The sequence below is a fragment of the Litorisediminicola beolgyonensis genome (assembly GCF_042679605.1).
Classification (GTDB): domain Bacteria; phylum Pseudomonadota; class Alphaproteobacteria; order Rhodobacterales; family Rhodobacteraceae; genus Litorisediminicola; species Litorisediminicola beolgyonensis.
The window spans coordinates 39,726-60,860 of record NZ_JBHTMU010000020.1; the positions used below are offsets into that span (position 1 = coordinate 39,726).

General features: G+C 67.0%; 22 protein-coding genes. 16 read left to right on the forward strand and 6 right to left on the reverse strand.

The features are described 5' to 3' along the window. Positions 1 to 11 precede the first annotated feature (11 nt). Positions 12 to 1,448, reverse strand: a complete 1,437-nt coding sequence (locus ACFQ4E_RS12260) for a Glu/Leu/Phe/Val family dehydrogenase (RefSeq protein WP_386803937.1) — start codon at positions 1,446 to 1,448, stop codon at positions 12 to 14. Positions 1,449 to 1,781: 333 nt separating this feature from the next. Here ACFQ4E_RS12260 and ACFQ4E_RS12265 point away from each other — a divergent pair, with 333 nt between their 5' ends. The 3 genes from ACFQ4E_RS12265 to ACFQ4E_RS12275 are packed head-to-tail and all read left to right on the forward strand — an operon-like array spanning position 1,782 to position 4,484. Beyond that, positions 1,782 to 3,221: a Tad domain-containing protein gene (locus ACFQ4E_RS12265; RefSeq protein ID WP_386803939.1), complete on the forward strand. Its 1,440-nt coding sequence runs from the start codon at positions 1,782 to 1,784 to the stop codon at positions 3,219 to 3,221. Continuing rightward, positions 3,218 to 3,754 carry a TadE/TadG family type IV pilus assembly protein gene (locus tag ACFQ4E_RS12270; RefSeq protein WP_386803942.1) on the forward strand — a complete coding sequence of 179 codons (537 nt, stop codon included), beginning with the start codon at positions 3,218 to 3,220 and terminating at the stop codon, positions 3,752 to 3,754. The genes ACFQ4E_RS12265 and ACFQ4E_RS12270 overlap by 4 nt, the downstream gene beginning before the upstream one ends. Before the next feature lie 10 nt (positions 3,755 to 3,764). Further along, on the forward strand, positions 3,765 to 4,484 hold the full coding sequence (locus tag ACFQ4E_RS12275; protein WP_386803944.1) for a TadE/TadG family type IV pilus assembly protein: 720 nt from the start codon (positions 3,765 to 3,767) through the stop codon (positions 4,482 to 4,484). Between the two features lie 17 nt (positions 4,485 to 4,501). On the opposite strand, the gene ACFQ4E_RS12280 is transcribed toward ACFQ4E_RS12275, so the two are convergent. Next, positions 4,502 to 4,984 carry a hypothetical protein gene (locus ACFQ4E_RS12280; protein WP_386803947.1) on the reverse strand — a complete coding sequence of 161 codons (483 nt, stop codon included), beginning with the start codon at positions 4,982 to 4,984 and terminating at the stop codon, positions 4,502 to 4,504. Positions 4,985 to 5,106: 122 nt separating this feature from the next. Here ACFQ4E_RS12280 and ACFQ4E_RS12285 point away from each other — a divergent pair, with 122 nt between their 5' ends. The 3 genes from ACFQ4E_RS12285 to ACFQ4E_RS12295 are packed head-to-tail and all read left to right on the forward strand — an operon-like array spanning position 5,107 to position 7,591. Next, positions 5,107 to 5,790, forward strand: a complete 684-nt coding sequence (locus ACFQ4E_RS12285; protein ID WP_386803949.1) for a haloacid dehalogenase type II — start codon at positions 5,107 to 5,109, stop codon at positions 5,788 to 5,790. Further along, on the forward strand, positions 5,790 to 6,608 hold the full coding sequence (locus ACFQ4E_RS12290; protein ID WP_386803952.1) for an alpha/beta fold hydrolase: 819 nt from the start codon (positions 5,790 to 5,792) through the stop codon (positions 6,606 to 6,608). The genes ACFQ4E_RS12285 and ACFQ4E_RS12290 overlap by 1 nt, the downstream gene beginning before the upstream one ends. 14 nt (positions 6,609 to 6,622) lie before the next feature. Beyond that, on the forward strand, positions 6,623 to 7,591 hold the full coding sequence (locus ACFQ4E_RS12295) for a threonine ammonia-lyase (protein ID WP_386803954.1): 969 nt from the start codon (positions 6,623 to 6,625) through the stop codon (positions 7,589 to 7,591). 2 nt (positions 7,592 to 7,593) lie between these two features. Here the strand turns inward: ACFQ4E_RS12295 and ACFQ4E_RS12300 are convergent, their stop codons facing one another. From ACFQ4E_RS12300 to ACFQ4E_RS12310, 3 genes are read right to left on the reverse strand one after another with little or no spacing between them, the layout of a single operon-like run. Beyond that, complete coding sequence (locus ACFQ4E_RS12300) at positions 7,594 to 8,907, reverse strand: MATE family efflux transporter (protein WP_386803956.1); 1,314 nt, start codon at positions 8,905 to 8,907, stop codon at positions 7,594 to 7,596. Between the two features lie 4 nt (positions 8,908 to 8,911). Continuing rightward, a complete protein-coding gene (locus tag ACFQ4E_RS12305; RefSeq protein WP_386803958.1) occupies positions 8,912 to 9,421 on the reverse strand; it encodes a PaaI family thioesterase in 510 nt (169 codons plus the stop codon). Beyond that, positions 9,418 to 9,843 (reverse strand): PaaI family thioesterase, encoded by a 426-nt coding sequence (locus tag ACFQ4E_RS12310; RefSeq protein WP_386803960.1) that lies wholly within the window; start codon positions 9,841 to 9,843, stop codon positions 9,418 to 9,420. Before ACFQ4E_RS12310 ends, ACFQ4E_RS12305 begins: the two co-directional genes overlap by 4 nt. Before the next feature lie 126 nt (positions 9,844 to 9,969). On the opposite strand from ACFQ4E_RS12310, the gene ACFQ4E_RS12315 reads away from it, so the two are divergent. The 10 genes from ACFQ4E_RS12315 (at position 9,970) to ACFQ4E_RS12360 (ending at position 19,735) form a co-directional block, all read left to right on the forward strand. After that, positions 9,970 to 10,341, forward strand: coding sequence for a MerR family transcriptional regulator (locus ACFQ4E_RS12315; protein WP_386803962.1), 372 nt, complete (start codon positions 9,970 to 9,972; stop codon positions 10,339 to 10,341). A 195-nt stretch (positions 10,342 to 10,536) separates the two neighbouring features. Continuing rightward, complete coding sequence (locus tag ACFQ4E_RS12320) at positions 10,537 to 10,965, forward strand: MerR family transcriptional regulator (RefSeq protein WP_386803964.1); 429 nt, start codon at positions 10,537 to 10,539, stop codon at positions 10,963 to 10,965. 19 nt (positions 10,966 to 10,984) lie between these two features. Continuing rightward, complete coding sequence (locus ACFQ4E_RS12325; RefSeq protein WP_386803966.1) at positions 10,985 to 12,766, forward strand: acyl-CoA dehydrogenase C-terminal domain-containing protein; 1,782 nt, start codon at positions 10,985 to 10,987, stop codon at positions 12,764 to 12,766. A 52-nt stretch (positions 12,767 to 12,818) separates the two neighbouring features. After that, positions 12,819 to 13,031 (forward strand): hypothetical protein, encoded by a 213-nt coding sequence (locus tag ACFQ4E_RS12330; protein ID WP_386803968.1) that lies wholly within the window; start codon positions 12,819 to 12,821, stop codon positions 13,029 to 13,031. A 381-nt stretch (positions 13,032 to 13,412) separates the two neighbouring features. Then, positions 13,413 to 14,051 (forward strand): glutathione S-transferase family protein, encoded by a 639-nt coding sequence (locus ACFQ4E_RS12335; RefSeq protein WP_386803970.1) that lies wholly within the window; start codon positions 13,413 to 13,415, stop codon positions 14,049 to 14,051. 13 nt (positions 14,052 to 14,064) lie between these two features. After that, entirely contained in the window at positions 14,065 to 15,276 is a 1,212-nt protein-coding gene (locus ACFQ4E_RS12340) for an acetyl-CoA C-acetyltransferase (protein ID WP_386803972.1), read from the forward strand. Between the two features lie 7 nt (positions 15,277 to 15,283). Further along, positions 15,284 to 15,730, forward strand: coding sequence for a cupin domain-containing protein (locus ACFQ4E_RS12345; protein ID WP_386803974.1), 447 nt, complete (start codon positions 15,284 to 15,286; stop codon positions 15,728 to 15,730). A 61-nt stretch (positions 15,731 to 15,791) separates the two neighbouring features. After that, complete coding sequence (locus ACFQ4E_RS12350; RefSeq protein WP_386803976.1) at positions 15,792 to 17,993, forward strand: 3-hydroxyacyl-CoA dehydrogenase NAD-binding domain-containing protein; 2,202 nt, start codon at positions 15,792 to 15,794, stop codon at positions 17,991 to 17,993. 189 nt (positions 17,994 to 18,182) lie between these two features. Next, the gene (locus tag ACFQ4E_RS12355) at positions 18,183 to 18,851 is read left to right on the forward strand and encodes a DUF1007 family protein (RefSeq protein WP_386803978.1); all 669 of its coding nucleotides are present in this window, start codon (positions 18,183 to 18,185) and stop codon (positions 18,849 to 18,851) included. Then, positions 18,833 to 19,735: a nickel/cobalt transporter gene (locus ACFQ4E_RS12360; RefSeq protein ID WP_386803980.1), complete on the forward strand. Its 903-nt coding sequence runs from the start codon at positions 18,833 to 18,835 to the stop codon at positions 19,733 to 19,735. The genes ACFQ4E_RS12355 and ACFQ4E_RS12360 overlap by 19 nt, the downstream gene beginning before the upstream one ends. A gap of 34 nt (positions 19,736 to 19,769) precedes the next feature. Here ACFQ4E_RS12360 and ACFQ4E_RS12365 read toward each other — a convergent pair whose 3' ends face one another. Next, positions 19,770 to 21,101, reverse strand: coding sequence for a mechanosensitive ion channel family protein (locus tag ACFQ4E_RS12365; protein WP_386803982.1), 1,332 nt, complete (start codon positions 21,099 to 21,101; stop codon positions 19,770 to 19,772). Positions 21,102 to 21,135: the final 34 nt, after the last annotated feature.

Below are 21,135 nucleotides of genomic sequence, written 5' to 3' on the forward strand. Positions count from 1 at the left end.
GGACCGGCGGCTCAGAGCCCCTTGGCGCGGTAGCTCGCGGCGACCCGCTCGATCGCGGTGATATAGGCCGCCGTGCGCAGGTCGGTAACGCCCTTATGCGTCTTCCAGGTCTCGCTGATCGCCTGGTAGGCGATGCGCATCGTGTCATCGAGACCCGAGCGCACCAGCTCCAGCTCGTCCGCGCCGCGCAGATAGCGCTCCTTGAAGTCGGGCCGGAGCGACCACGCGTCTCCGAGATAGCGGTCGAGCCGCTCCAGCTCGTCGAGGAGCAGCTGGTGACGGCTTTCCTCCTGCCGGCGCTGCATCCGTCCGAAGCGGATATGGCTGAGGTTCTTGACCCATTCGAAATAGGAGACCGTGACGCCGCCCGCGTTGGCATACATGTCCGGGATGATCACCACCTCCTTGTCGCGCAGGACCTCGTCGGCGCCCGCGGTCACCGGCCCGTTCGCGGCTTCGATGATCAGCTTGGCCTTGATGCGATGGACGTTCGAGAGGTTGATGACGCCTTCGAGCGCGGCCGGAATGAGGATGTCGCATTCCTCTTCGAGCACCTTGGAGCCGTCCTCGACATATTCGGCGTCCTTGTAGCCCTTCACCCCGCCGGTCTCGCGGATATGGCCGTGGACCGCTTCGATATCGAGCCCCTTGGGGTCGAGCAGCGCGCCGTCGCGCTCGATCAGGCCGACGATCAGCGCGCCATCCTCTTCGCTGAGGAACTTGGCCGCGTGGTAGCCCACATTGCCGAGGCCCTGCACGATGACCTTCTTGCCGTCGAGCTTGCCTTCCATCCGGGCGCGCTTGGCGTCCTCGCTGTGGCGGAAGAACTCGCGCAGCGCGTATTGCACGCCGCGGCCCGTCGCCTCGACCCGGCCCGCGATGCCGCCCGAATTGAGCGGCTTGCCGGTGACGCAGGCGCGCGAGTTGATGTCGGTGGTGTTCATCCGCGCGTACTGGTCGGCGATCCAGGCCATCTCGCGCTCGGAGGTGCCCATATCCGGGGCCGGAACGTTCTGGCTAGGGTTAATGAGATCGCGCTTGATCAGCTCGTAGGCGAAGCGGCGGGTGATCATCTCGAGCTCGCGCTCGTCGTAATCGCGCGGGTCGATGCAGAGACCCCCCTTGGAGCCGCCGAACGGCGCCTCGACCAGGGCGCATTTGTAGGTCATCAGCGCCGCCAGCGCCTCGACCTCGTCCTGGTCCACGTTCGGCGCGTAGCGGATGCCGCCCTTGACCGGCTCCATGTGCTCGGAATGCACGGAGCGATAGCCGGTAAAGGTGTGGATCTCGCCGCGCAGGCGCACCCCGAAACGGACGGTGTAGGTCGAATTGCAGACCCTGATCTTCTCTTTGAGACCGGGGCCGAGGTCCATCATGTCGACCGCCCGCTTGTACATCAGATCGACACTCTCGCGGAATGTCGGCTCGTTTGACGGAGATTTTGCCATCCGTGTTCTCTTCTCCCTAAAGTGGCGGCGTCCTCAGGCGCCGCTTTCGGCCGCGCCGCCCTGTTTCCGGGACGACACGGCAATCGGGGCGAAACTTAAGCCCCGGCACCGCTGTTAAAGCGCGAATTGGCTTCGGTTTCATCGACAATCTTGGCCGCGACCCGGCGACTGTCCAACACGCGTAGATAATCCACTGTAATTAAATAAAAATTCGCCTAAATTTGGCCGCTGTCTTTCGGCATATCCTCGCTGTCGGAGACCGAGATCTCCAAAGAATAGTGAACCGGTAATCCGGTCAGAAAGACGGGCCTCGCGCTCGAGGAAAGGTACGAGATGTGTGCGAAAAAGACCCTGCCGGGACGAAAGGTCGGTGGTCGCGTTGCCAAGGCGCTGCGTCCCATTGGCCGGACCTTTGAGGCGCTACGCCTCGATGAACGTGGAAACATGTCGCTCTTCGGTGTCGGCGGATCGCTGATCCTGATCGCCTTCGGCGGTGTCGGGATCGACGTCATGCATGCCGAACTGAAGCGCAACAAGGTCCAGAACACCCTCGACCGCGCGGTTCTGGCCGCCGCCGACCTCGAACAGGAGGTCGATCCCAAGGCGGTGATGCAGGACTATTTCGACAAGATGCTGATGCCTGACGCGCTGACGTCGGTGAAGGTCACCGAAAGCCTGAACTACCGTCGGGTGGAAGGCACGGCCTACACATCGGAGAAGTCGAACTTCACCAAGCTCATCGGCATCGACCAGATGAAGGCCGACGGGGTCAGCACCGCGGAAGAGCGTGTGCGCAAGGTCGAAGTGTCGCTGGTCCTCGATATCTCGGGCTCCATGGCCGACAACAGCCGCCTGACCAACATGCAATCGGCCGCCAACGTCTTTCTCGACACGGTTCTGACCGCCGACAACCAGGACCTCGTGTCGATCAACCTCGTTCCCTATTCCGAACAGGTGAACGCCGGGCCGCTGCTCACCGAGCAGATGAACGTCAACTGGAAGCACGGCTATTCCCACTGCCTGGAATTTCCCTCGGAAAGCTTCGACACCGCTGCGCTCGACACGACGATGTTCTACGACCAGATGCAGCACTTCCAGTGGAACTACTACGGCGGCAACGACCTCACTGACACCGTCTGTCCGCGCTACGACTACGAGCGGATCAATGCCTGGAGCCAGGATCTCGCGGGGCTGAAGAAGCAGGTGCTCGACCTGCAGCCGCGTGCGGGCACCTCGATCTTCCTCGGGATGAAATGGGCCTCCGCGCTCCTGCACCCGTCGACCCGCTCGATCAACAACGCGATCATCAACCAGAAGAAGGGCGGCGACGTGGCCTTCCTGAACCGTCCGGCCGCGCTTGACGACGTCCAGACGCTGAAGACCATCGTTCTCATGACCGACGGCCAGCACGACTCGTCCTACCGTCTGTCGAGCTTCGCCTATGACACCGCGTCCGAGGTCTCGCACTGGGCGGCCAACAACCTCTGGTACTATCTCGAACGCAACGTGGCCGTGAACAAATGGCCGGTCTTCTACTGGCAGAAGTACAACGCCACCATGGGCGACACGCTCCTGCACAACGTCTGCGAGGCGGCCAAGGACTCGGGCATCGTGATCTGGGCCATCGGCTTCGAGACCACAGTCGAGGGCAACGCCGCGATGAAGGACTGTGCCTCCTCGCCCGCCCATTATTTCGACGTCGATGGCACCGAGATCGAGGACGCGTTCTATTCGATCGCCCGCGCCATCAACCAACTGAGGCTGACCCAATGATCCGTGCAACGCTCAACCTGCTGCGGCGCTTCCGGGCGTCCGAGAGCGGCAGCGCCGTCATCCCCTTCGCGCTCTGGACCCCCGTCTTCGTCGGTGTGATCCTCTCGGGCATCGAGCTGTCGGCGACCACCATGCGACACACCGCGCTGGAGCGCGCACTGGACGAAACCGTCCGCGACGTGCGCCTCGGGACCGGTACGCTCTACAACCACGCGAGCCTGAAGCAGTCGATCTGCGATCGCGCCGCGGTGCTGCCCGGCTGCGTCGACAACCTGCAGCTCGAGATGGTGCGCATGAAAATCCGCGACTGGACCGATCCCTCGGACACCGCGCGCTGCGTCGATCACAGCGACAACGTCGCGCCGGTCGTGAGCTTCGAATACGGCCGCGACAACGAGCTGATGCTCCTGCGCGCCTGCTTCAAGTACAAGCCGATCTCGCCGGCCACCTGGATGGGCAATGCCCTCCGCAAGGACGGCGCCGGTTACACCGCAATCGTGTCGAAGGCCGCCTTCGTCCAGGAACCGAGCTGAGGACATCGCCATGCTGAGTTCCCTTTTATCCCGCCTCCGCAGCTTCCGTGCCGCCGAAGACGGCTACATCACGGTCGAAGCGGTCATCATGTTCCCGATGCTGCTCTGGCTCTTCGGCGGAACCTGGGTCTGGTTCGACGTCTCGCGCCAGCAGTCGCTGAACCAGAAGGCCAACTACACGATCGGCGACATGATCTCGCGCGAGACCGATCCGCTGAACGACGCCTATATCGACAACACCTTCAGCCTGTTCCACACGCTGACCGACTCGGATGCCGCCACGGCGGACATGCGGATCTCGGTGGTCTATTACGACGGCAACTCCAAGAGTTACCGTCTGGAGTGGTCCGAGGCCCGCGGTGCCTACGCCGCGCTGGCGAAGGGCGATTTGACCCGCTACGAATCGCGCCTGCCGATCATGGCCAATGGCGACGAGGTGATCCTGGTCGAAACTTGGGAAGACTACGTCCCCGCGCTGGAGGCCGGTCTCGATGCGTTCGAGATCAAGACCTACTCCTTCACCCGCCCGCGTTTCGCGCCTCAGGTGATCTTCGACGGGACCAACTCCGAATCCGACGGCAACAACGGCTGGGGTAACGGCGACCAGGACGCGACCGGCAACTCGCTGTGCAACAACAACGCCGAGAACGCTGACGAAGGCGCGGCTGCCGACGAGTGTCTCACCAACGAGACCGGCGGCAACAATCACGAGAAGGGCAAGAAGGGCTAAGGCCCGAGGCCGGGCGCCTAGAGCATCCGGCCCGCCAGCTCGGCCTCGAGCGCCTCGGCCACGGGCTTTGTCCGGTAGGCCGGGACCAGCCCCCCGACCCCGATCCGGCGACCGATCCGCCACCACAAGCCGGGCCGCATTCCCCGCGGACCCGGCTTTTCCGTGCGCAGAAGGAAGCCGTTTGAGGGTTTGAACGAAAACGCGCCGCGGTCGACCCGGACGATCTCGTCGCGTCGCGCCAGGACCGTGCCGCGCTCGTCCATCAGCGCGTCCTCGGTCAGGATCAGCTCGCCCCGCCCGGCCCGCCACATGCCGAGGCAGAGCCAGCCGAGGCCGCCCGCGACCGCGAGCATCGCCGCGCGCGTCAGCGCCGGGGCCTCGTCGACCAGCGCCACGCCCGCGCAGAACACCGCGGTCGCGATCAGCGCCGCCATGCCCAGAAGCACCCGGGGCGCCGAAGGCCGCATCCGCGCGATGATGGTGGGCTCCGTGTCGGTCATGGCATCCTCCCTCTCCCGGCCTTCCCCATAGACCGGTGCCCGCGCCGAGGAAAGCCACGCCCGGGGCCTTTCCAGTCCCGTCGCCCCATGACAGTCTCGCCCGCGAAAGGACACAAGCACCCATGCCCATCACCACCTGCATCTTCGACGCCTATGGCACGCTCTTTGACGTCTCTTCGGCCGCCCGCACCGCCGCCTCGGAACCGGGCCGCGAGGCGCTGGCCGACAAACTGGCCGCGCTCTCGCAGGACTGGCGGCTGAAGCAGCTGCAATACACCTGGCTCCGCGCGGTCACCGGCGATCACACGACGTTCTGGGAGGTCACCAAGGACGGACTCGACTGGGCCTTGGAAAACCAGGGCCTCGACGGCGACGCGGAGCTGCGCGAACGGCTCCTGGCGCTTTACTGGGAGCTCGAGGCCTACCCGGAGGTGCCGGGGATGCTGACCGCGCTGAAGGACGCGGGCAAGACCTGCGCGATCCTGTCGAACGGCAATCCCGAGATGCTCGACGGCGCGGTCTCGTCGGCCGGGCTGGGCGAGCTTCTGGACGACGTGCTCTCGGTCGAGGACTGCGGCATCTTCAAACCGGCCTCGGCGGTCTACGATCTGGTGGAGGCGCGTTTCGGCTGCGCCCGCGACGAGGTGCTCTTCGTCTCCTCGAACGGTTGGGACGCGGCGGGGGCCGCGGGCTACGGCTTCACCACCGCCTGGGTCAATCGCGCGGGCGAGCCGGTCGACCGGATGCCCGCCCGGCCGCATCACCAGCTCACAGACCTCACCGCCATTCCGGAGATCGCGTCCTGATGCCCAATTTCACCACCTCCGATGGCCTGTCGCTGCATTACACCGACGAGGGCACCGGCCTGCCGCTTCTCTGCCTGGCCGGTCTCACCCGCGACGGGCGGGATTTCGAATATGTCGCGCCGCATCTCTCAGGAGTCCGGCTGATCCGGCTCGACTATCGCGGGCGCGGCCAGTCGGACTGGGGCGATCACGGCACCTACACCATCCCGGTCGAGGGCCGCGACGCGGTGGAGCTTCTGAACCATCTCGGGCTCGAGCGCGCGGCGGTGCTCGGGACCTCGCGCGGCGGCCTGATCTCGATGGTGCTGGCGGCGACGGTCAAGGACCGGCTGATGGGCGTGGCGCTGAACGATATCGGCCCCGAGATCGCCGAGGCCGGTCTCAAGGTGATCCGCGACTACATCGGCAAGAACCCACCGTGGAAAAGCTATGAAGAGGCCGCCGGGGGTGGCGCGCGCCTGCCCGGCTTCGCCAATGTCCCGCCCGAGCGCTGGGACGAGGAAGCGCGGAAGCTCTACCGCGAGGGACAGGACGGGCTCGTCATCCCCTACGATCCGAAGCTCCGCGATGCTGTGCTCGAGGCCGGGGCGCAGCCCGCGCCGGATCTCTGGCCGCTCTTCGATGCGCTGGCCGAGCTGCCGCTCTGCACCATTCGCGGGGCCAATTCGAACCTTCTGAGCGAGGCGACCTTCGCCGCGATGCAGGCACGCCGTCCCGACATGATCGCGGCGACCGTTCCCGACCGCGGCCACATCCCCTTCCTCGACGAGCCCGAGGCGCTGGACGCGCTCCAGCGCTGGCTCGCCCTGATGCGCTGAGAAGGACCGGCGCGGTGGATATCGCCACGGTCCGCAGGGCGGCGGAGCGGCTTGACGGCGTGGTCCGCCGCACCCCGCTCCTGTCCTCGCCCTTTCTCGACGAGATCGCGGGACGGCGAGTGCATGTGAAGGCCGAATGTCTCCAGCATACCGGCAGCTTCAAGTTCCGCGGCGCATGGTCGGCCCTGACCGCCCTCGACGAGGAGACCCGCGCCCGGGGCATCCTCGCCTATTCCTCGGGCAATCATGCGCAAGGCGTGGCCGAGGCCGCGCGGCGGCTGGGTGTTCCGTCGGTGATCGTGATGCCCACGGACGCGCCCGCCCTGAAGATCGCCAATACCCGGGCGCTCGGAGCCGAGGTCGTTCTCTACGACCGGACCTCGGAGGACCGCGAGGCGATCGGCGCGCGGCTTGCCGCCGAGCGGGGCCTTGCGCTGGTGAAGCCCTATGACGATCCGCAGGTGATCGCGGGCCAGGCGAGCTGCGGGCTGGAGATCGCGGACCAGACGGCGGCGCTGGGGATCGCGGAGGCCGATGTCCTGGTCTGCTGCGGCGGTGGTGGGCTCTCGGCCGGGATCGCGCTGGCGCTCGAAGCGGACGCTCCGGGTTTGCGCCTGCGCACGGTCGAGCCGGAGGGGTTCGACGATGTCGCCCGGTCGCTCGCCAGCGGCACGCGGGAACGCAATGCAAAGACGACCGGATCGCTCTGCGATGCGATCCTCACGCCCTCCCCCGGCGAGCTGACCTTTCCCATCCTTTCGCGCCTCGCCGGTCCCGGGCTTGTCGTCTCGGACGAGGACGCGCTGCGCGCCGTGGCGCTTGCCTGGCAGCGGCTGAAGATCGTCGCCGAACCCGGTGGCGCGGTGGCGCTCGCGGCGGCGCTCTTTCACGGCGATCGGATCGAGGGCGATGATGTGATCGTCACGGTGTCGGGCGGCAATATCGACCAGGCGGTCTTTGCCCGCGCGCTCGCGACGCTCTGATCTCAGGCCGGTCCCGCCGCGCGTTCGAGCGCCGGGTAGCGCCAGCCGAGAAGCGCGCCGCGATAGAGAAAGCTCAGGATCAGCGCCGCCCAGAGCCCGTGATTGCCGTAAAGCGGCATCAGGAGCGCGGCGGTCGCGAAATAGGCGATGGCCGAGAGGATCATCATGTTGCGCATGTCGCCGGTGCGCGTGGCGCCGATGAAGATGCCGTCGAGCATCCAGGACGCGAGCCCCGCCAAGGGCGCGATCACCATCCAGGGCAGGAAGGCGCGCGCGGCGGCGTTCACCTCCCGGGCCTCGGACATGATCTCGATGGCGAGCGGCCCGAAGAGCAGAAAGCTGAGGCTCAAGAGGAGATTGCAGGCGAGCCCCCAGCCCGAGGTCAGAAGCGCCGAGCGGCGGAGCGCGGCACGGTCGCGGGCGCCGATCGCACCGCCGACCAGCGCCTCGGCGGCAAAGGCGAAGCCGTCGAGCGCGTAGCCGGTCACGTAGAGGAATTGCAGCAGGATCTGGTTCGCCGCCAGCGACACGTCGCCGAAGCGCGCGCCGAACATCATGAAGGACAGGAAGATCGACTGCAGCGCGGCGGTGCGGATCAGGATGTCGCCGTTCACCTGCGCCATGCGGATCAGCCGCACCCGGTCCATGACGCGCGGCCAGTCCCGCCAGGACGGGTGCCGGAAGGCGCTCCGGCAGAGCCAGAGGCCGAGCGCCAGCGCCGTCCACTCGGCAAGGAAGGTGGCCGCGGCGACACCCTCGATCCCCCAGTCGAGCCCGAGGACGAACCACAGGTCGAGCCCCATGTTCAGCCCGTTCATCCAGAGCTGCAGGACAAGCACCGCGCGGGTGCGCTCGGCGGCGATCAGCCAGCCGATGATGCCGTAAAGCGCGATGGCCGCGGGCGCGGACCAGACGCGGATGGTCATGTAGGCGCGGGCCAGCCCCTCGACCTCGTCGCTCGCGGGCGAGACCGCGAAGGCCGCGCGAAAGAGGAGCGTCTGCAGCGCGATCAGCGCGAGTCCCGCGGCGAGACCGATCAGGATGACCCGCGTCAGGATCGCGGCGACCTCGGCACGGTTGCCCTCGCCCCGCGCCTGCGCCGCGAGCCCGGTCGTGCCCATCCGCAGGAAACCGAACACCCAGTAGATCGCCGTCAGGATCACCGAGCCGAGGCCGACGGCGGCGATGGGCGCGGCCTCGCCCAGCTGCCCGACCACGCCGGTATCGACGATGCCGAGGATCGGCACCGTGGCGTGGCTCAGCACCACCGGCAGCGCGATGGCGAGCACCCGGCGGTGGGTGACGGGCTGGCTCACGCGGTTACTGGTCGCGCGACGGCATCAGGAAATGCGCCGAGGCCTCGGCGATGGGCCGGTCGCGGTTGTCCTGCCACGCCGTGACCTTGACGCTGGCGTAGCGGCGGCCCGAGCGGGTGACATGCGCGCGCGCATAGGCATCGCGCGGCAGGCCCGAGCGGAGGTAATCGGTGGTGAAGTCGATGGTCTTCGGCAGGCGCGGCAGCTTTCCGGCCTCGAGCGAGGCCAGTTCCAGCGCGCCCGACTCGATATCCTCCCAGAGCCACTGGTAGCTCAGCGACACCAGCGCCGTGACCTCGAGAAAGGCCGCCGTCACCCCGCCATGGATCGCGGGCAGGATCGGATTGCCGATCAGGTCGTCGCGAAACGGCAGAACGGCGGTCAGCTCGTCGCCCCGGCGATCGAACTGGATGCCCATGAAGGCGATATAGGGCACGCCCTCGGCCAGGGCGCGCAGCGCGGCGTCGCGGCGTTGCTTGACGACGGCGACGGGTTCCGGGGTCGGACGGCTCATCGCGGCTGCTCCACGGTGAAGGCGCCGGTCGCGGTGGCGACCGGATTTTCGCGGTCGTCGTCGAAGGCGGTGGCGCGCACGAAGGCGACGGTGCGGGTGATATGGGTGCAGCGCGCCTCGGCGAGGATCGTCTGGCCAGGCCGGGCCGCGCGCATGTAGTCGATGCGCAGGTCGATCGTGGCGGTGCCGCCCGGCGCGTCGGGATGGCTCATCACGCAGGCCCCGCCGCAGGTGTCCATCAGCGCCGAGACCGCGCCGCCATGGATCACGCCCGTCTGCGGATCGCCGATCAGGCGCGGATCGTAGGGCATCGCGATCCGCGCGTACCCGTCGCCGATCTCCTCGATCGACATGCCGAGGGCCCGGGCGTGGGGGATCGACTGGATGAACTGCTCCGCGATCCGGGTCTTGTCGGCGGCCATCGGCACCTCCTGCATTGTTCGGCGCCTTTATGCGCCCGGCTGCCGGACGGGTGCAAGCCGGGCGGTGTTGCCGACGCCCGGAGCCCAGCCTATTGTCTGTGTCAGGCCCCTGCGGAGGACACCCCCATGAGTGAGCGACGCCTCAGCTTCAAGGAGATGTGCGCCAAGTTCGACGTCACTCCGAGAACCCTGCGGTATTACGAGTATATCGAGCTTCTGCAACCGGAGCGCGACGGGCGCGCGCGCTGGTACGGCCCGCGCGAGGTGGCGCGGATGACCCTGATCCTCAGGGGCCGCAAGTTTGGCTTCCAGCTCGAGGATATTCGCCAGTGGCTGCTGATCTACGAGCACGAGGGCAACGAGGCCCAGATGCGGGCGTGGATCGAGCTTGCCGACCGCCAGATGGACGAGCTGCGCGAGCAGCGCCGCCAGCTCGACGCGGCGATGGACGAGCTCTCGAAGCTCCGTGAAGAGGTCGCCACCACCCTCGGAGAGTGATCTCCGGGCACCGCGAGCGCCCTCCCCGACCGGCTTTTCCGCGTCAGAAAATTACCGATGACCCTGCGTCAGCTTGGGTGATCTTACGTCAGCGCAAAAGTGACGCGACGTATGAGTTACGTAAACGTAATCCATTCTTGTAAATCGACCCTGCAGCGCGGACATGCAGCGCATCCGCGATGAGGGCTTGATGACATGACCGACATGACCGACATGACTGACCAGACCGAAGAGACGTTGAGCATCCGCGAAATGTGCGATGCGTTCGACGTCACGCCGCGCACGCTGCGCTTCTACGAGCAGAAGGAATTGCTGTTCCCGATCCGCCGGGGCCAGCGCCGTCTCTTCACCCGGCGCGACCGCGCCCGGCTGACGCTGATCCTGCGCGGCAAGCGCTTCGGCTTCAGCCTCGAGGACATCCGCCAGCTGCTCGATCTCTACCACATGGGCGACCAGCAGCGCACGCAGCTCGCCCGTACCTACGACATGGCCAAGGACCGGCTCGGCGAGATGATCGCCCAGCGCGACGAGCTCAATTCCGCGATCTCCGAGCTTGAGGATCAGATCGCCTGGGTCGAGCGTATCCTGAACGCCCCCGCCGAGACCCAGAACGCCGCAGAATAATCCCAGGAGGACCCCCGACATGCCGATCTACAATGCCCCCGTGAAGGACATGCAGTTCGTTCTGCACGATCTTCTCAAGATCGCCGAGACCGACATCCCCGGCTATGACGAGCTCGACCGCGAGACCACTCAGGCGATCCTCGAAGAGGCCGGCAAGCTCTCCGAGCAGGTGCTGGCGCCGCTGAACAAGGTCGGCGACGAACAGGGGTGCTCGCTCGAGAACGGCGTCGTCCGCACGCCCGAGGGCTTCGACGACGCCTACGAGCAGATGCGCGCAGGCGGCTGGATGGGCCTCGATGCCGATCCCGAATATGGCGGCCAGGGCATGCCCTACCTGATGAACTGCGCCACCGGCGAGATGTTCGTCAGCTCGAACATGGCCTTCAACATGTACCAGGGCCTGACCCACGGCGCCTATTCGGCGATCCATGCGCATGCCTCCGACGAGCTCAAGGCCGTCTACCTGCCGAAGATGATCGACGGCGAATGGTCGGGCACCATGAACCTGACCGAGCCCCATTGCGGCACCGATCTGGGCCTCATCCGCACCAAGGCCGAGCCGCAGGACGACGGCTCTTACGCCATCACCGGCTCGAAGATCTGGATCTCGGCGGGCGAGCATGACCTGTCGAAGAACATCATCCACCTGGTGCTCGCCAAGGTCCCCGGCGGCCCCGAGGGCGTGAAGGGCATCTCCCTCTTCATCGTGCCGAAATTCATGGTGAACGAGGATGGCAGCCTCGGCGACCGCAACGCGGTGTCCTGCGGCGGCCTCGAGAGCAAGATGGGCATCCACGGCAACGCCACCTGCGTGATGAACTATGACGGCGCCAAGGGCTTCCTCGTGGGCGAGCTGCACAAGGGCATGCGCGCGATGTTCACGATGATGAACGAAGCCCGTCTGGGCGTCGGCCTCCAGGGCTACGCGCAGGGCGTCGTCGCCTATCAGAACGCGCTGGCCTTCGCCCAGGAGCGCCTGCAGGGCCGGGCCGTCACCGGCGTCGCGGCACCCGACAAGCCCGCCGACCCGATCATCGTGCATCCCGACGTGCGTCGGAACCTCCTGCACCAGAAGAGCTTCATCGAGGGCGCCCGCGCCTTCGCCTTCTGGGGCGCGATGATGATCGACCGCGCGCATCGCAACGAGGATGCCGCGGCCGAAGGCCTGATCTCGCTCCTGACGCCGGTCATCAAGGGCTTCCTGACCGACAAGGGCTTCGAGACCACGGTGCTCGCGCAGCAGACGCTCGGCGGCTCGGGCTTCACCACCGAATGGGGTCTGGAGCAGTTCGTCCGCGACGCCCGGATCACCATGATTTACGAGGGCACCAACGGCATCCAGTCGCTCGACCTCGTGGGCCGCAAGCTCGGCGCCGATGGCGGCAAGCATGTGATGGCCTTCTTCGAGCTGGTGAAAACCTTCATCGCCGAGACCAAAGGCGAGGACGAGGCGTTCGACCGCGATTTCCGCGAACCGCTGAAGGCCGCGTCGAAGGACCTGCAGGCGGCGGGGATGTTCTTCATGCAGCAAGGCATGAAGAACCCCAACGCGGCGCTCTCGGGCAGCTACGACTTCCTGCACCTCTTCGGCCATGTCTGCCTTGGCCTGATGTGGGCGCAGATGGCGCGCGCGGCGCGGAAGTCGCTGGAGGCCGGCGCATCGGACGAAGCTTTCTACCGCACCAAGATCGCCACCGGACGCTACTACATGGCGCGCCAGCTGCCCGCGACCGGGATGCATCTCAAGCGCATCGAGTCGGGTGCCGAGCCGGTGATGGAACTGGACGCGGCCAACTTCTGAGCGGAAGGTGCGCGGGAGACCGCGCACCCCACCCTGTCCGAAGAGAGAGCCCATGCCGAAACGCTTCCGCCTGACCCGCCGATTTCCCGTCGCGATGACCGAGGACGGCTACCGCCGCCTCAAGCGCTTCGCGGCGGAGGCGGGTCTCGACGAGGGCGAGGCGCTGAGCTTTCTTTTCGAACATTTCGACAGCGTCACCGATGACGAGGCGCTGGGACACCGGCTGCGGCTCTTCAATGCCGAGCTCGACAGCCGCAAGCGCTGAGACGACGCGCGGCGCTTTGGGAGGAGCGATGCGACAGGCAACCCGAACCGCGACCGCTTTTGCCCGGCGCCGTGCCCAGGGCAGAGCGCGTGCTGCGTATTTGGAAAAAGAAGAAGCAGCACCGGGGTGCGCCCAACGGGTCGCGTCCCGGCCTGCCCCGATACGTGCGCACGATGCCGGGCCGTCGCGGGATTTACCCTGTGACCGGGCGGCGCGCCGCTTCTCCTTTTGCGGTCATCGGCTCGCCAGCCTGTACCGCGGAACCAGCCTAAATGGCGGCGCATTAATCCTCGGTTACCAGCCGCGCCCTCTCTGCGTTTCTTCTTTTTCCAAATACGCATCCCGACGCGACCCAAATCCCGCAACGAAAGGCAGGCGCTCATGACCATCCAGCTTCACTGCTTCGGCGAGAGCGGCAACGCCTACAAGGCGGCGCTGGCGCTGGAGTTTTCCGGTCTCGACTGGGTGCCCGTGTTCGTCGATTTCTTCAACGGCGCGACCCGCACCGACGCGTATCGCCGCGATCTGAACGCGATGGGCGAAGTGCCGGTCATGGTCGACGGCGATTTGCGCCTCACCCAGTCCGGGGTGATCCAGACCTACGTGACCGAGAAGACCGGCCGGTTCGGCGGCGCCGACGCGGCCGAGCGCCGCGACGTTCTACGCTGGATGTTCTGGGACAACCACAAGCTCTCGAGCCAGGCGGGCATGACCCGCTTCCTGATGAATTTCCTGCCCGAGGAGAAGCGCCCGCAGCCGGTGATCGAGTTCATGCAGGGCCGGCTCAATGCCGCCTACAAGGTGCTCGACCAGCATCTGACGGGACGTGACTGGATCGTTGGCCGCAGCGTCACGAATGCGGATCTCTCCTGCTGCGGCTACCTCTACTACCCGGAACCCTTCGGCTTCGACCGCAAGGACTGGCCCCATATCGACGCCTGGCTGACGCGGCTCTCGCAGCAGCCCGGCTGGAAACACCCCTACGAGCTGATGCCCGGCTCCCCCGCCGACCGGGCCTGAGGAAGGAGACGACATGACCGACGCCTATATCTACGACGCCATCCGCACGCCGCGCGGCAAGGGCCGCAAGGACGGCAGCCTGCACGAGGTGACGAGCGTGCGGCTCTCGGCCGAGATCCTGAACGGTCTCAAGGCCCGCAACGGGCTCGAGGGCCATGCGGTCGAGGACGTGATCTGGGGCAATGCCACGCAGGTCGGCGAACAGGGCGGCTGCCTTGCGCGCACCGCGGTCCTCGCCTCCGATCTCGACGAGCGCATTCCGGGCCTCTCGATCAACCGCTTCTGTGCCTCCGGCATGGAAGCCGTGAACCTCGCGGCGAACCAGGTCCGGGGCGGCGGCGGCGAGGCCTATATCGCGGGCGGCGTCGAGATGATGAGCCGCGTCGCCATGGGCTCGGACGGCGCCGCCGTCGCGGTCGATCCGTCGGTCGCGATGGAGCGCTATTTCGTGCCGCAGGGCATCTCGGCCGACATCATCGCCACCGAATACGGCATCTCGCGCGACGACGCCGACGCCTTCGCGGTCGAAAGCCAGAAGCGCGCCGCCGCGGCCTGGGCCGACAACCGGTTCGAGAAGTCGATCCATGTGGTGCGCGACATCAACGGCCTGCCGATCCTCGAGCGCGACGAATACATGCGCCCCGAGACCGACATGCAGGCGCTCGGCGCGCTGAAGCCCTCGTTCAAGGACCAGGGCGAGGTCATGCCCGGCTTCGACAAGGTGGCGCTGATCAAGTACCCGCATCTGGAACGGATCAACCACATCCACCATGCCGGGAACTCCTCGGGCATCGTCGACGGCGCCGCGGGCGTCTTGGTGGCGTCCAAGGAATGGGGCGAGCGTCACGGCCTGAAGCCGCGCGCGCGCATCCGCGCCACCGCCAAGATCGGCACCGATCCGACGATCATGCTGACCGGCCCGGTTCCGGTGACCGAGAAGATCCTCGCCGACAGCGGCATGAAGATCGGCGATATCGATCTCTTCGAGGTCAACGAGGCGTTCTCCTCGGTGGTGCTGCGCTTCATGCAGGCCTTTGGCGTCGATCACGGCAAGCTCAACGTCAATGGCGGCGCCATCGCGATGGGTCACCCGCTGGGGGCCTCGGGCGCGATCATCATCGGCACGCTCTTGGACGAGATGGAGCGCGCGGACCGCGAAACCGGTCTGGCCACGCTCTGTGTCGCCTCGGGCATGGGGGCCGCGACCATTCTCGAGCGCGTGTGAGGTCAGCGTGGCAAAGCTCGATCCGGACAGCGTGACGATCACCCGGGCAGAGCCCGGGGACCGGCTGGGCGACTACACCGCCTGGCGCCTGTCGGAGGCCGGCGGGCTCACGCAGTTCGGCGCGCTGATCGAAGAGTTGGCGCCCGGATCGAGCTCGTCGGACCGGCACTGGCATTCGGACGAGGACGAGCTTCTCTACATGCTCTCGGGCGAGGCGGTGCTGGTCGAGGATGCGGGCGAAGCGCCGCTCTATCCCGGCGATTGCTGCGCCTGGCCCAAGGGCGTCGCCAATGGCCACCGGATCGAGAACCGCTCGGACGCGCCCTGCCGATACCTCGTGGTCGGCACGCGCAGCCCGGACGACACCGTCACCTACACCACCGAAGACAAGATCCTGACAAAGCGGAACTTCGTGAAAACCCTGACGCGCAAGGATGGCTCGCCCCTCGGCTGAGGCGACCCGCGTCGAGACAAGGACAGGCGGCCCGACCGGGTCGCGAGAGGAGATTAGAGAGATGAGCGATTTCACCATGGAGACCGGCGCCGACGGCGTCGCCATCATCACCTGGGATTGCCCCGGAAAGAGCATGAACGTCCTGTCGATGGACGCGCTGCGCGCGCTCGACGGGATGATCGACGAGGTGCTGTCGAATGACGACATCAAGGGCGCCGTGATCACCTCGGGCAAGGACAGCTTCGCCGCCGGCATGGACCTGAACGTCCTTGCGCGGATGAAGGAAGACGCGGGCGACGAGCCGGCGCGGGGTCTCTTCGACGGGATCATGCAGATGCATGGCGCGCTCCGGAAGATCGAGCGGGCGGGCATGGATCCGAAGACCAACAAGGGCGGCAAGCCCATCGCCGCCGCCCTGCCCGGCACCGCGCTCGGCATCGGCCTCGAGATCCCGCTGGCCTGTCACCGCATCTTCGTGACCCCAGACCCCAAGGCCAAGATCGGCCTTCCGGAGATCATGGTCGGCATCTTCCCCGGCGCGGGCGGCACCACGCGGCTCATGCGCAAGATGGGCGCGATGGCGGCCTCGCCCTTCCTTCTCGAAGGCAAGCTTTCCGATCCGATCAAGGCGCAGAAGGCCGGTCTGGTGGACGAGGTCGTGGCCGACCCGGTCGGCGCGGCACACGAGTGGGTCTTGAACGCGACCGACAAGGACATCGTGAAGCCCTGGGACGAGAAGGGCTACAAGATCCCCGGCGGCGCGCCCTACCACCCGGCGGGCTTCATGACCTTCGTCGGCGCCTCGGCGATGGTCAACGCCAACACCAAGGGCGTCTACCCGGCGGCCAAGGCGCTGCTCTCGGCGGTCTATGAAGGCGCGATGGTGCCCTTCGACACCGCGCTCAAGATCGAGGCGCGGCACTTCGTGAACGTGCTGATGAACCCCTCCTCCTCGGCTATGATCCGGTCGCTCTTCATCAATAAGGGCAAGCTCGAGAAGGGCGCCGTGCGTCCCGAGGGCGTCTCGGACCAGACGGTCAAGAAGGTCGGCGTCCTCGGCGCTGGCATGATGGGCGCGGGCATCGCGCTCGTGTCGGCCATTGCCGGGATCGAGGTCGTGCTGATCGACCAGAAGCAGGAGGCCGCCGACAAGGGCCGCGCCTATACCGAGGCCTACATGGATGCGGGCATCAAGAAGAAGAAGGCGACCGAGGACAAGAAGGAGCGCACGCTCGCGCTGATCACGGCGACCACCGACTACGCCGCGCTCGAGGGCTGCGACCTGATCATCGAGGCGGTCTTCGAGGATCCGAAGATCAAGGCCGAGGTGACCGCCAAGGTCGAAGAGGTGATCGGCGAGGACTGCATCTTCGCGACCAACACCTCGACCCTGCCGATCTCGGATCTCGCCCGGGCCTCGAAGCGGCCCGAGCAGTATATCGGCATCCATTTCTTCTCGCCGGTCGAGAAGATGATGCTGGTCGAGATCATCAAGGGCAAGGAGACCGGCGACCGCGCGGTGGCCAAGGCGCTCGATTACGTGCGCCAGATCCGCAAGACCCCGATCGTGGTGAACGACGCCCGCTTCTTCTACGCCAACCGCTGCATCATCCCCTATATCAACGAGGGCATCCGCATGGTGGCCGAGGGCGTCGAGCCCGCGCTGGTCGAGAACGCGGCCAAGAACATCGGCATGCCGCTCGGACCGCTGCAACTTGTGGACGAGACCTCGATCGACCTCGGCGCCAAGATCGCCCGCGCCACCAAGGCGGCGATGGGCGACGCCTATGCCGACGAGGCGGTGGACGAGGTGATCTTCTGGATGGAGGATGCCGGGAGGCTCGGCCGCAAGTCCAAGGCCGGGTTCTACGCCTATGACGAGAACGGCAAGCGTCAGGGGCTCTGGGACGGGCTCGGCGACAAGTATCCGGTGGCCGACGAGCAGCCCGACGTGATCGAGGTGCAGCACCGTCTTCTCTTCGCCCAGGCTCTGGAAGCGGTGCGCGCGCTCGAGGATGGCGTGCTCATGGACATCCGCGAAGGCGATGTCGGCGCGATCCTGGGCTGGGGCTTCGCGCCCTGGTCGGGCGGACCGCTGTCCTGGCTCGACATGCTGGGCGCGGCCTTCGCGGCGGAGCGCTGCGACCAGCTTTCCGCCAAGCACGGAGCGCGCTTCGACTGCCCGGCGCTCCTGCGCGAGATGGCCGACAAGGGCCAGAGCTTCTACGGCCGCTTCGCACCCGAGGCCGAGGAAGCCGCCTGAGGCACAGACCGGGGCTGCCCACGCGGCCCCGGTTCTCCTTCGGGGCGCGTCAGAATCCCTGAAGTCAGAATCGACACCGCTGGCCTCCGGTCGGAACGCGACCGATCCGCGCCGGAAGGCGCTCGCGGGAAATCGCGCAAGACAGCGCCGGATCTTGCATCTCCGCCCTGCCCGCCTCTAATACCGCGCATGCTCCCTCGCGCCCTGCTCCACGCTTTCGCCTTTGCAACGGTCCTGCCCGGAGCCGCCGGGGCGCATCCCCATGTCTTCATCGACACCGCGTTCGAGCTGATCTTCGACGCCGACGGAGCGCTCGAAGCCGTGCGCATCGACTGGGCCTATGACGAGTTCTACTCGCTGATGATGATCGAGGAGAGCGGTCTCGACGCCGATGGCGACGGCAGCCCCGAGCAATCCGCGCTCGACGCCTTTGCCGGCCAGGATGTCGACTGGGCCTCGGGCTTTCCCGGCGATTTCACCATCGCCCAGGACGGCGAGGCCGTGATGCTTAGCGCCCCGGTGGACCACCGGGTCCGCTACGAGGCCGGGCGGGTCGTGACCTCGCATGTCCGCCCCTTGGTCGCGCCTCTCGACGTCTCGCAAGGCGCGGTGACCGCGCAGGCCTACGATCCGACCTATTTCGTGGCCTATGACGTGCCCGGGACACCCGGCATCTCCGGGCGCGAGGATTGCCGCCTCAACCGCGAAACCGCCGACCGCGAGGCCGCAACCGCCGAATATGGCGCAAAACTTGCCGAGATCGACGAAAGCTCCGACACGTTCGAGGCCGTGGAGCTTCCCGATATCGGCGTGCTCTTCGCCGACCGCTTCCTGCTGACATGCGCCGCCTCCTCCTGATCCCGCTGGCGCTTCTGGCCGTCGCGGCCGTCTGGGCCTTCGCGAGCGGCCTCGACCAGGATGTCGCGCGCTGGGCCGCGGGCTGGCAGCGCGAGTTCCAGAACGCGCTTGCGGGCGGCCTTCGCGCGCTCCGGGCGGGCGAGCCCGGGGCAACCGCGGCGCTGGTCGGCCTCTGCTTCGCCTACGGGTTTTTCCACGCGCTCGGCCCCGGCCACGGCAAGTTCCTGATCGGGGGATACGGCGTCAGCAACGCCGTTCCGCTCGTGCGTTTGTCGGTGATCTCGCTTCTCGCCTCGCTCGGACAAGCCGCGACCGCGATCGTGCTGGTCTTGGCGGGCCTGACGGTGCTCGGATGGACCCGGGCGCAGTTGACCGGCGTGGCCGAGACCGTCATGCTGCCGCTCAGCGCCTTGGCCATCGGCCTGATCGGTCTCTGGATCGCGGCCCGCGGCGCGCGGAGGCTCTGGCGTCTCCGCTCGGCGCCATCCCATGACCACCACCACCACGATCACAGCTGCGGATCGGGCTGCGGCCACCGCCACGGACCGAGCGCCGAGGAGATCCGCGAGGCCGGCGGGATCAGGGACGCGGCGGCGCTGATCGGCGGGATCGCGATCCGGCCCTGCTCGGGTGCGATCCTCCTTCTGGTGCTGACCTGGCACATGGATATCCTGGGTGCCGGTATCCTCGGGGCCATCGCCATGTCGACGGGCACCGCCGCGCTCACCATCCTCGTTGCGATGAGCAGCGTTTTCCTGCGGGAAAGCGCGCTCTTCTCGCTGTCCGGTGCGGCGCGGGCCGGTCAGATCCTGCCGCCGCTCGAGATCGCCGCCGGGATCACGATCCTCATCGTCTCGCTTCAGATGGCCCGGCTCGCGATCTGAGACCGCCCCAGCCTCGTCCGTAACCCGTCGCGACCTATTCGCGCGGCGCGTCCCGGGCCAGAAGATCGTCGGCGTCCTGCCGCTCGGCGGCGACGAGCGGGATCAGCGCCTTTTCCTCGGACTGATGCGCCGAACCGGAGCTTTGCTCGACCTTCGGCGAGGGCTTCGGTGTCGAAGGCGACGGGGCCTTCGCAGCCACCTCCGGCAAGGGTCCGGCCCCCTCGAGACGGATTCGGTAGGTCGTGTCGGGGATCGCGACGCCGGCATCCTCGATCGCGGCCTTCACCAGCCGGATGGCATCGCCGCGGGCCGTGGCGAACCCGGTCGCGTTCTGGTCGATCCAGCCGGTCACCCGCAGGATCGCGCCGGATTCGGTGATGTTCTCGATCCAGACCAGCTCCTCGGGGTCGTCGAGAACGAAGGGCTGGGCCTTGAGCGCCGCCTGCGCCAGCACCCGCGTCGCTTCGAGATCCGCGTCGGGGTCGATGCCAATATCGAAGACGAAGCGTCGCGCGGGGTTCTGGGTGTAGTTCACGATCCGGCCCTTGAAGACCGAGGCGTTCGGGATGCGGATGTGGTTGCCGTCGAGCGACAGAAGGATCGTCGCGCGCGAGGTCAGGCGGATGACCCGGCCGATATCGCCCTCGATCTCGACAAGGTCGTTCGGCCGGAACGGCTGACGGAGGCTCAGCATGATCGAGGCCACGAAATTCTCGACCGTGTCGCGGACCGCGAAACCGATGGCGAGACCGACGATCCCCGCCGCGCCGAGGATGGTCCCGAGAAGCGCCGCCGCGCCGAGAAGATCGAGCGCAACAACGATGCCCACGATGCCGCTGGCGACCCGGAAGGCCTGCCGGTAGATGCCCGCGATGAAGGCGTTGGGCGCGAGACGATCCCAGACGGTCAGCCGCGCGCCCCAGAAGCCCAGCGCCAAAATGGCCGCGAAGGCCACGAGCGCGAGCAACAGGAGCGGCAAGCGGGCGACGAACTGGTCGGCGCGGGCGCGGAAACGGTCGAAGGCGGGATTGATCTGCTGCGCGATGTCGTCCGACGCGGACAGCGCATCGGTGACCGCGACGACCCCTTCGAGCCGCTCGGCGATCCCGGCCACGTCCTGGCTGACGCCCGGATCCGCCACCGCGCCGGTCAGCGTGACGACGCCCGCATCGACCGAGACGGTGATCTCGTCATGTCCCAGGGCCGCGATGATGGCGCGCAACCTGTCGGCGATGGCCGTGTCCGAGGGCGGGTTCTCGACCGAGAGAACCCGGGCGGGCTCGCCCGAGGCGTCCGGCTCCTGGGCCATCGCGGGACCGAGCGGCAGGAGGAGAAGACAGGCGAGAAGGAGAACGAGGCGCGTCATGCCTCTATCTTTAGCGCGTGGCGGGACGATATCC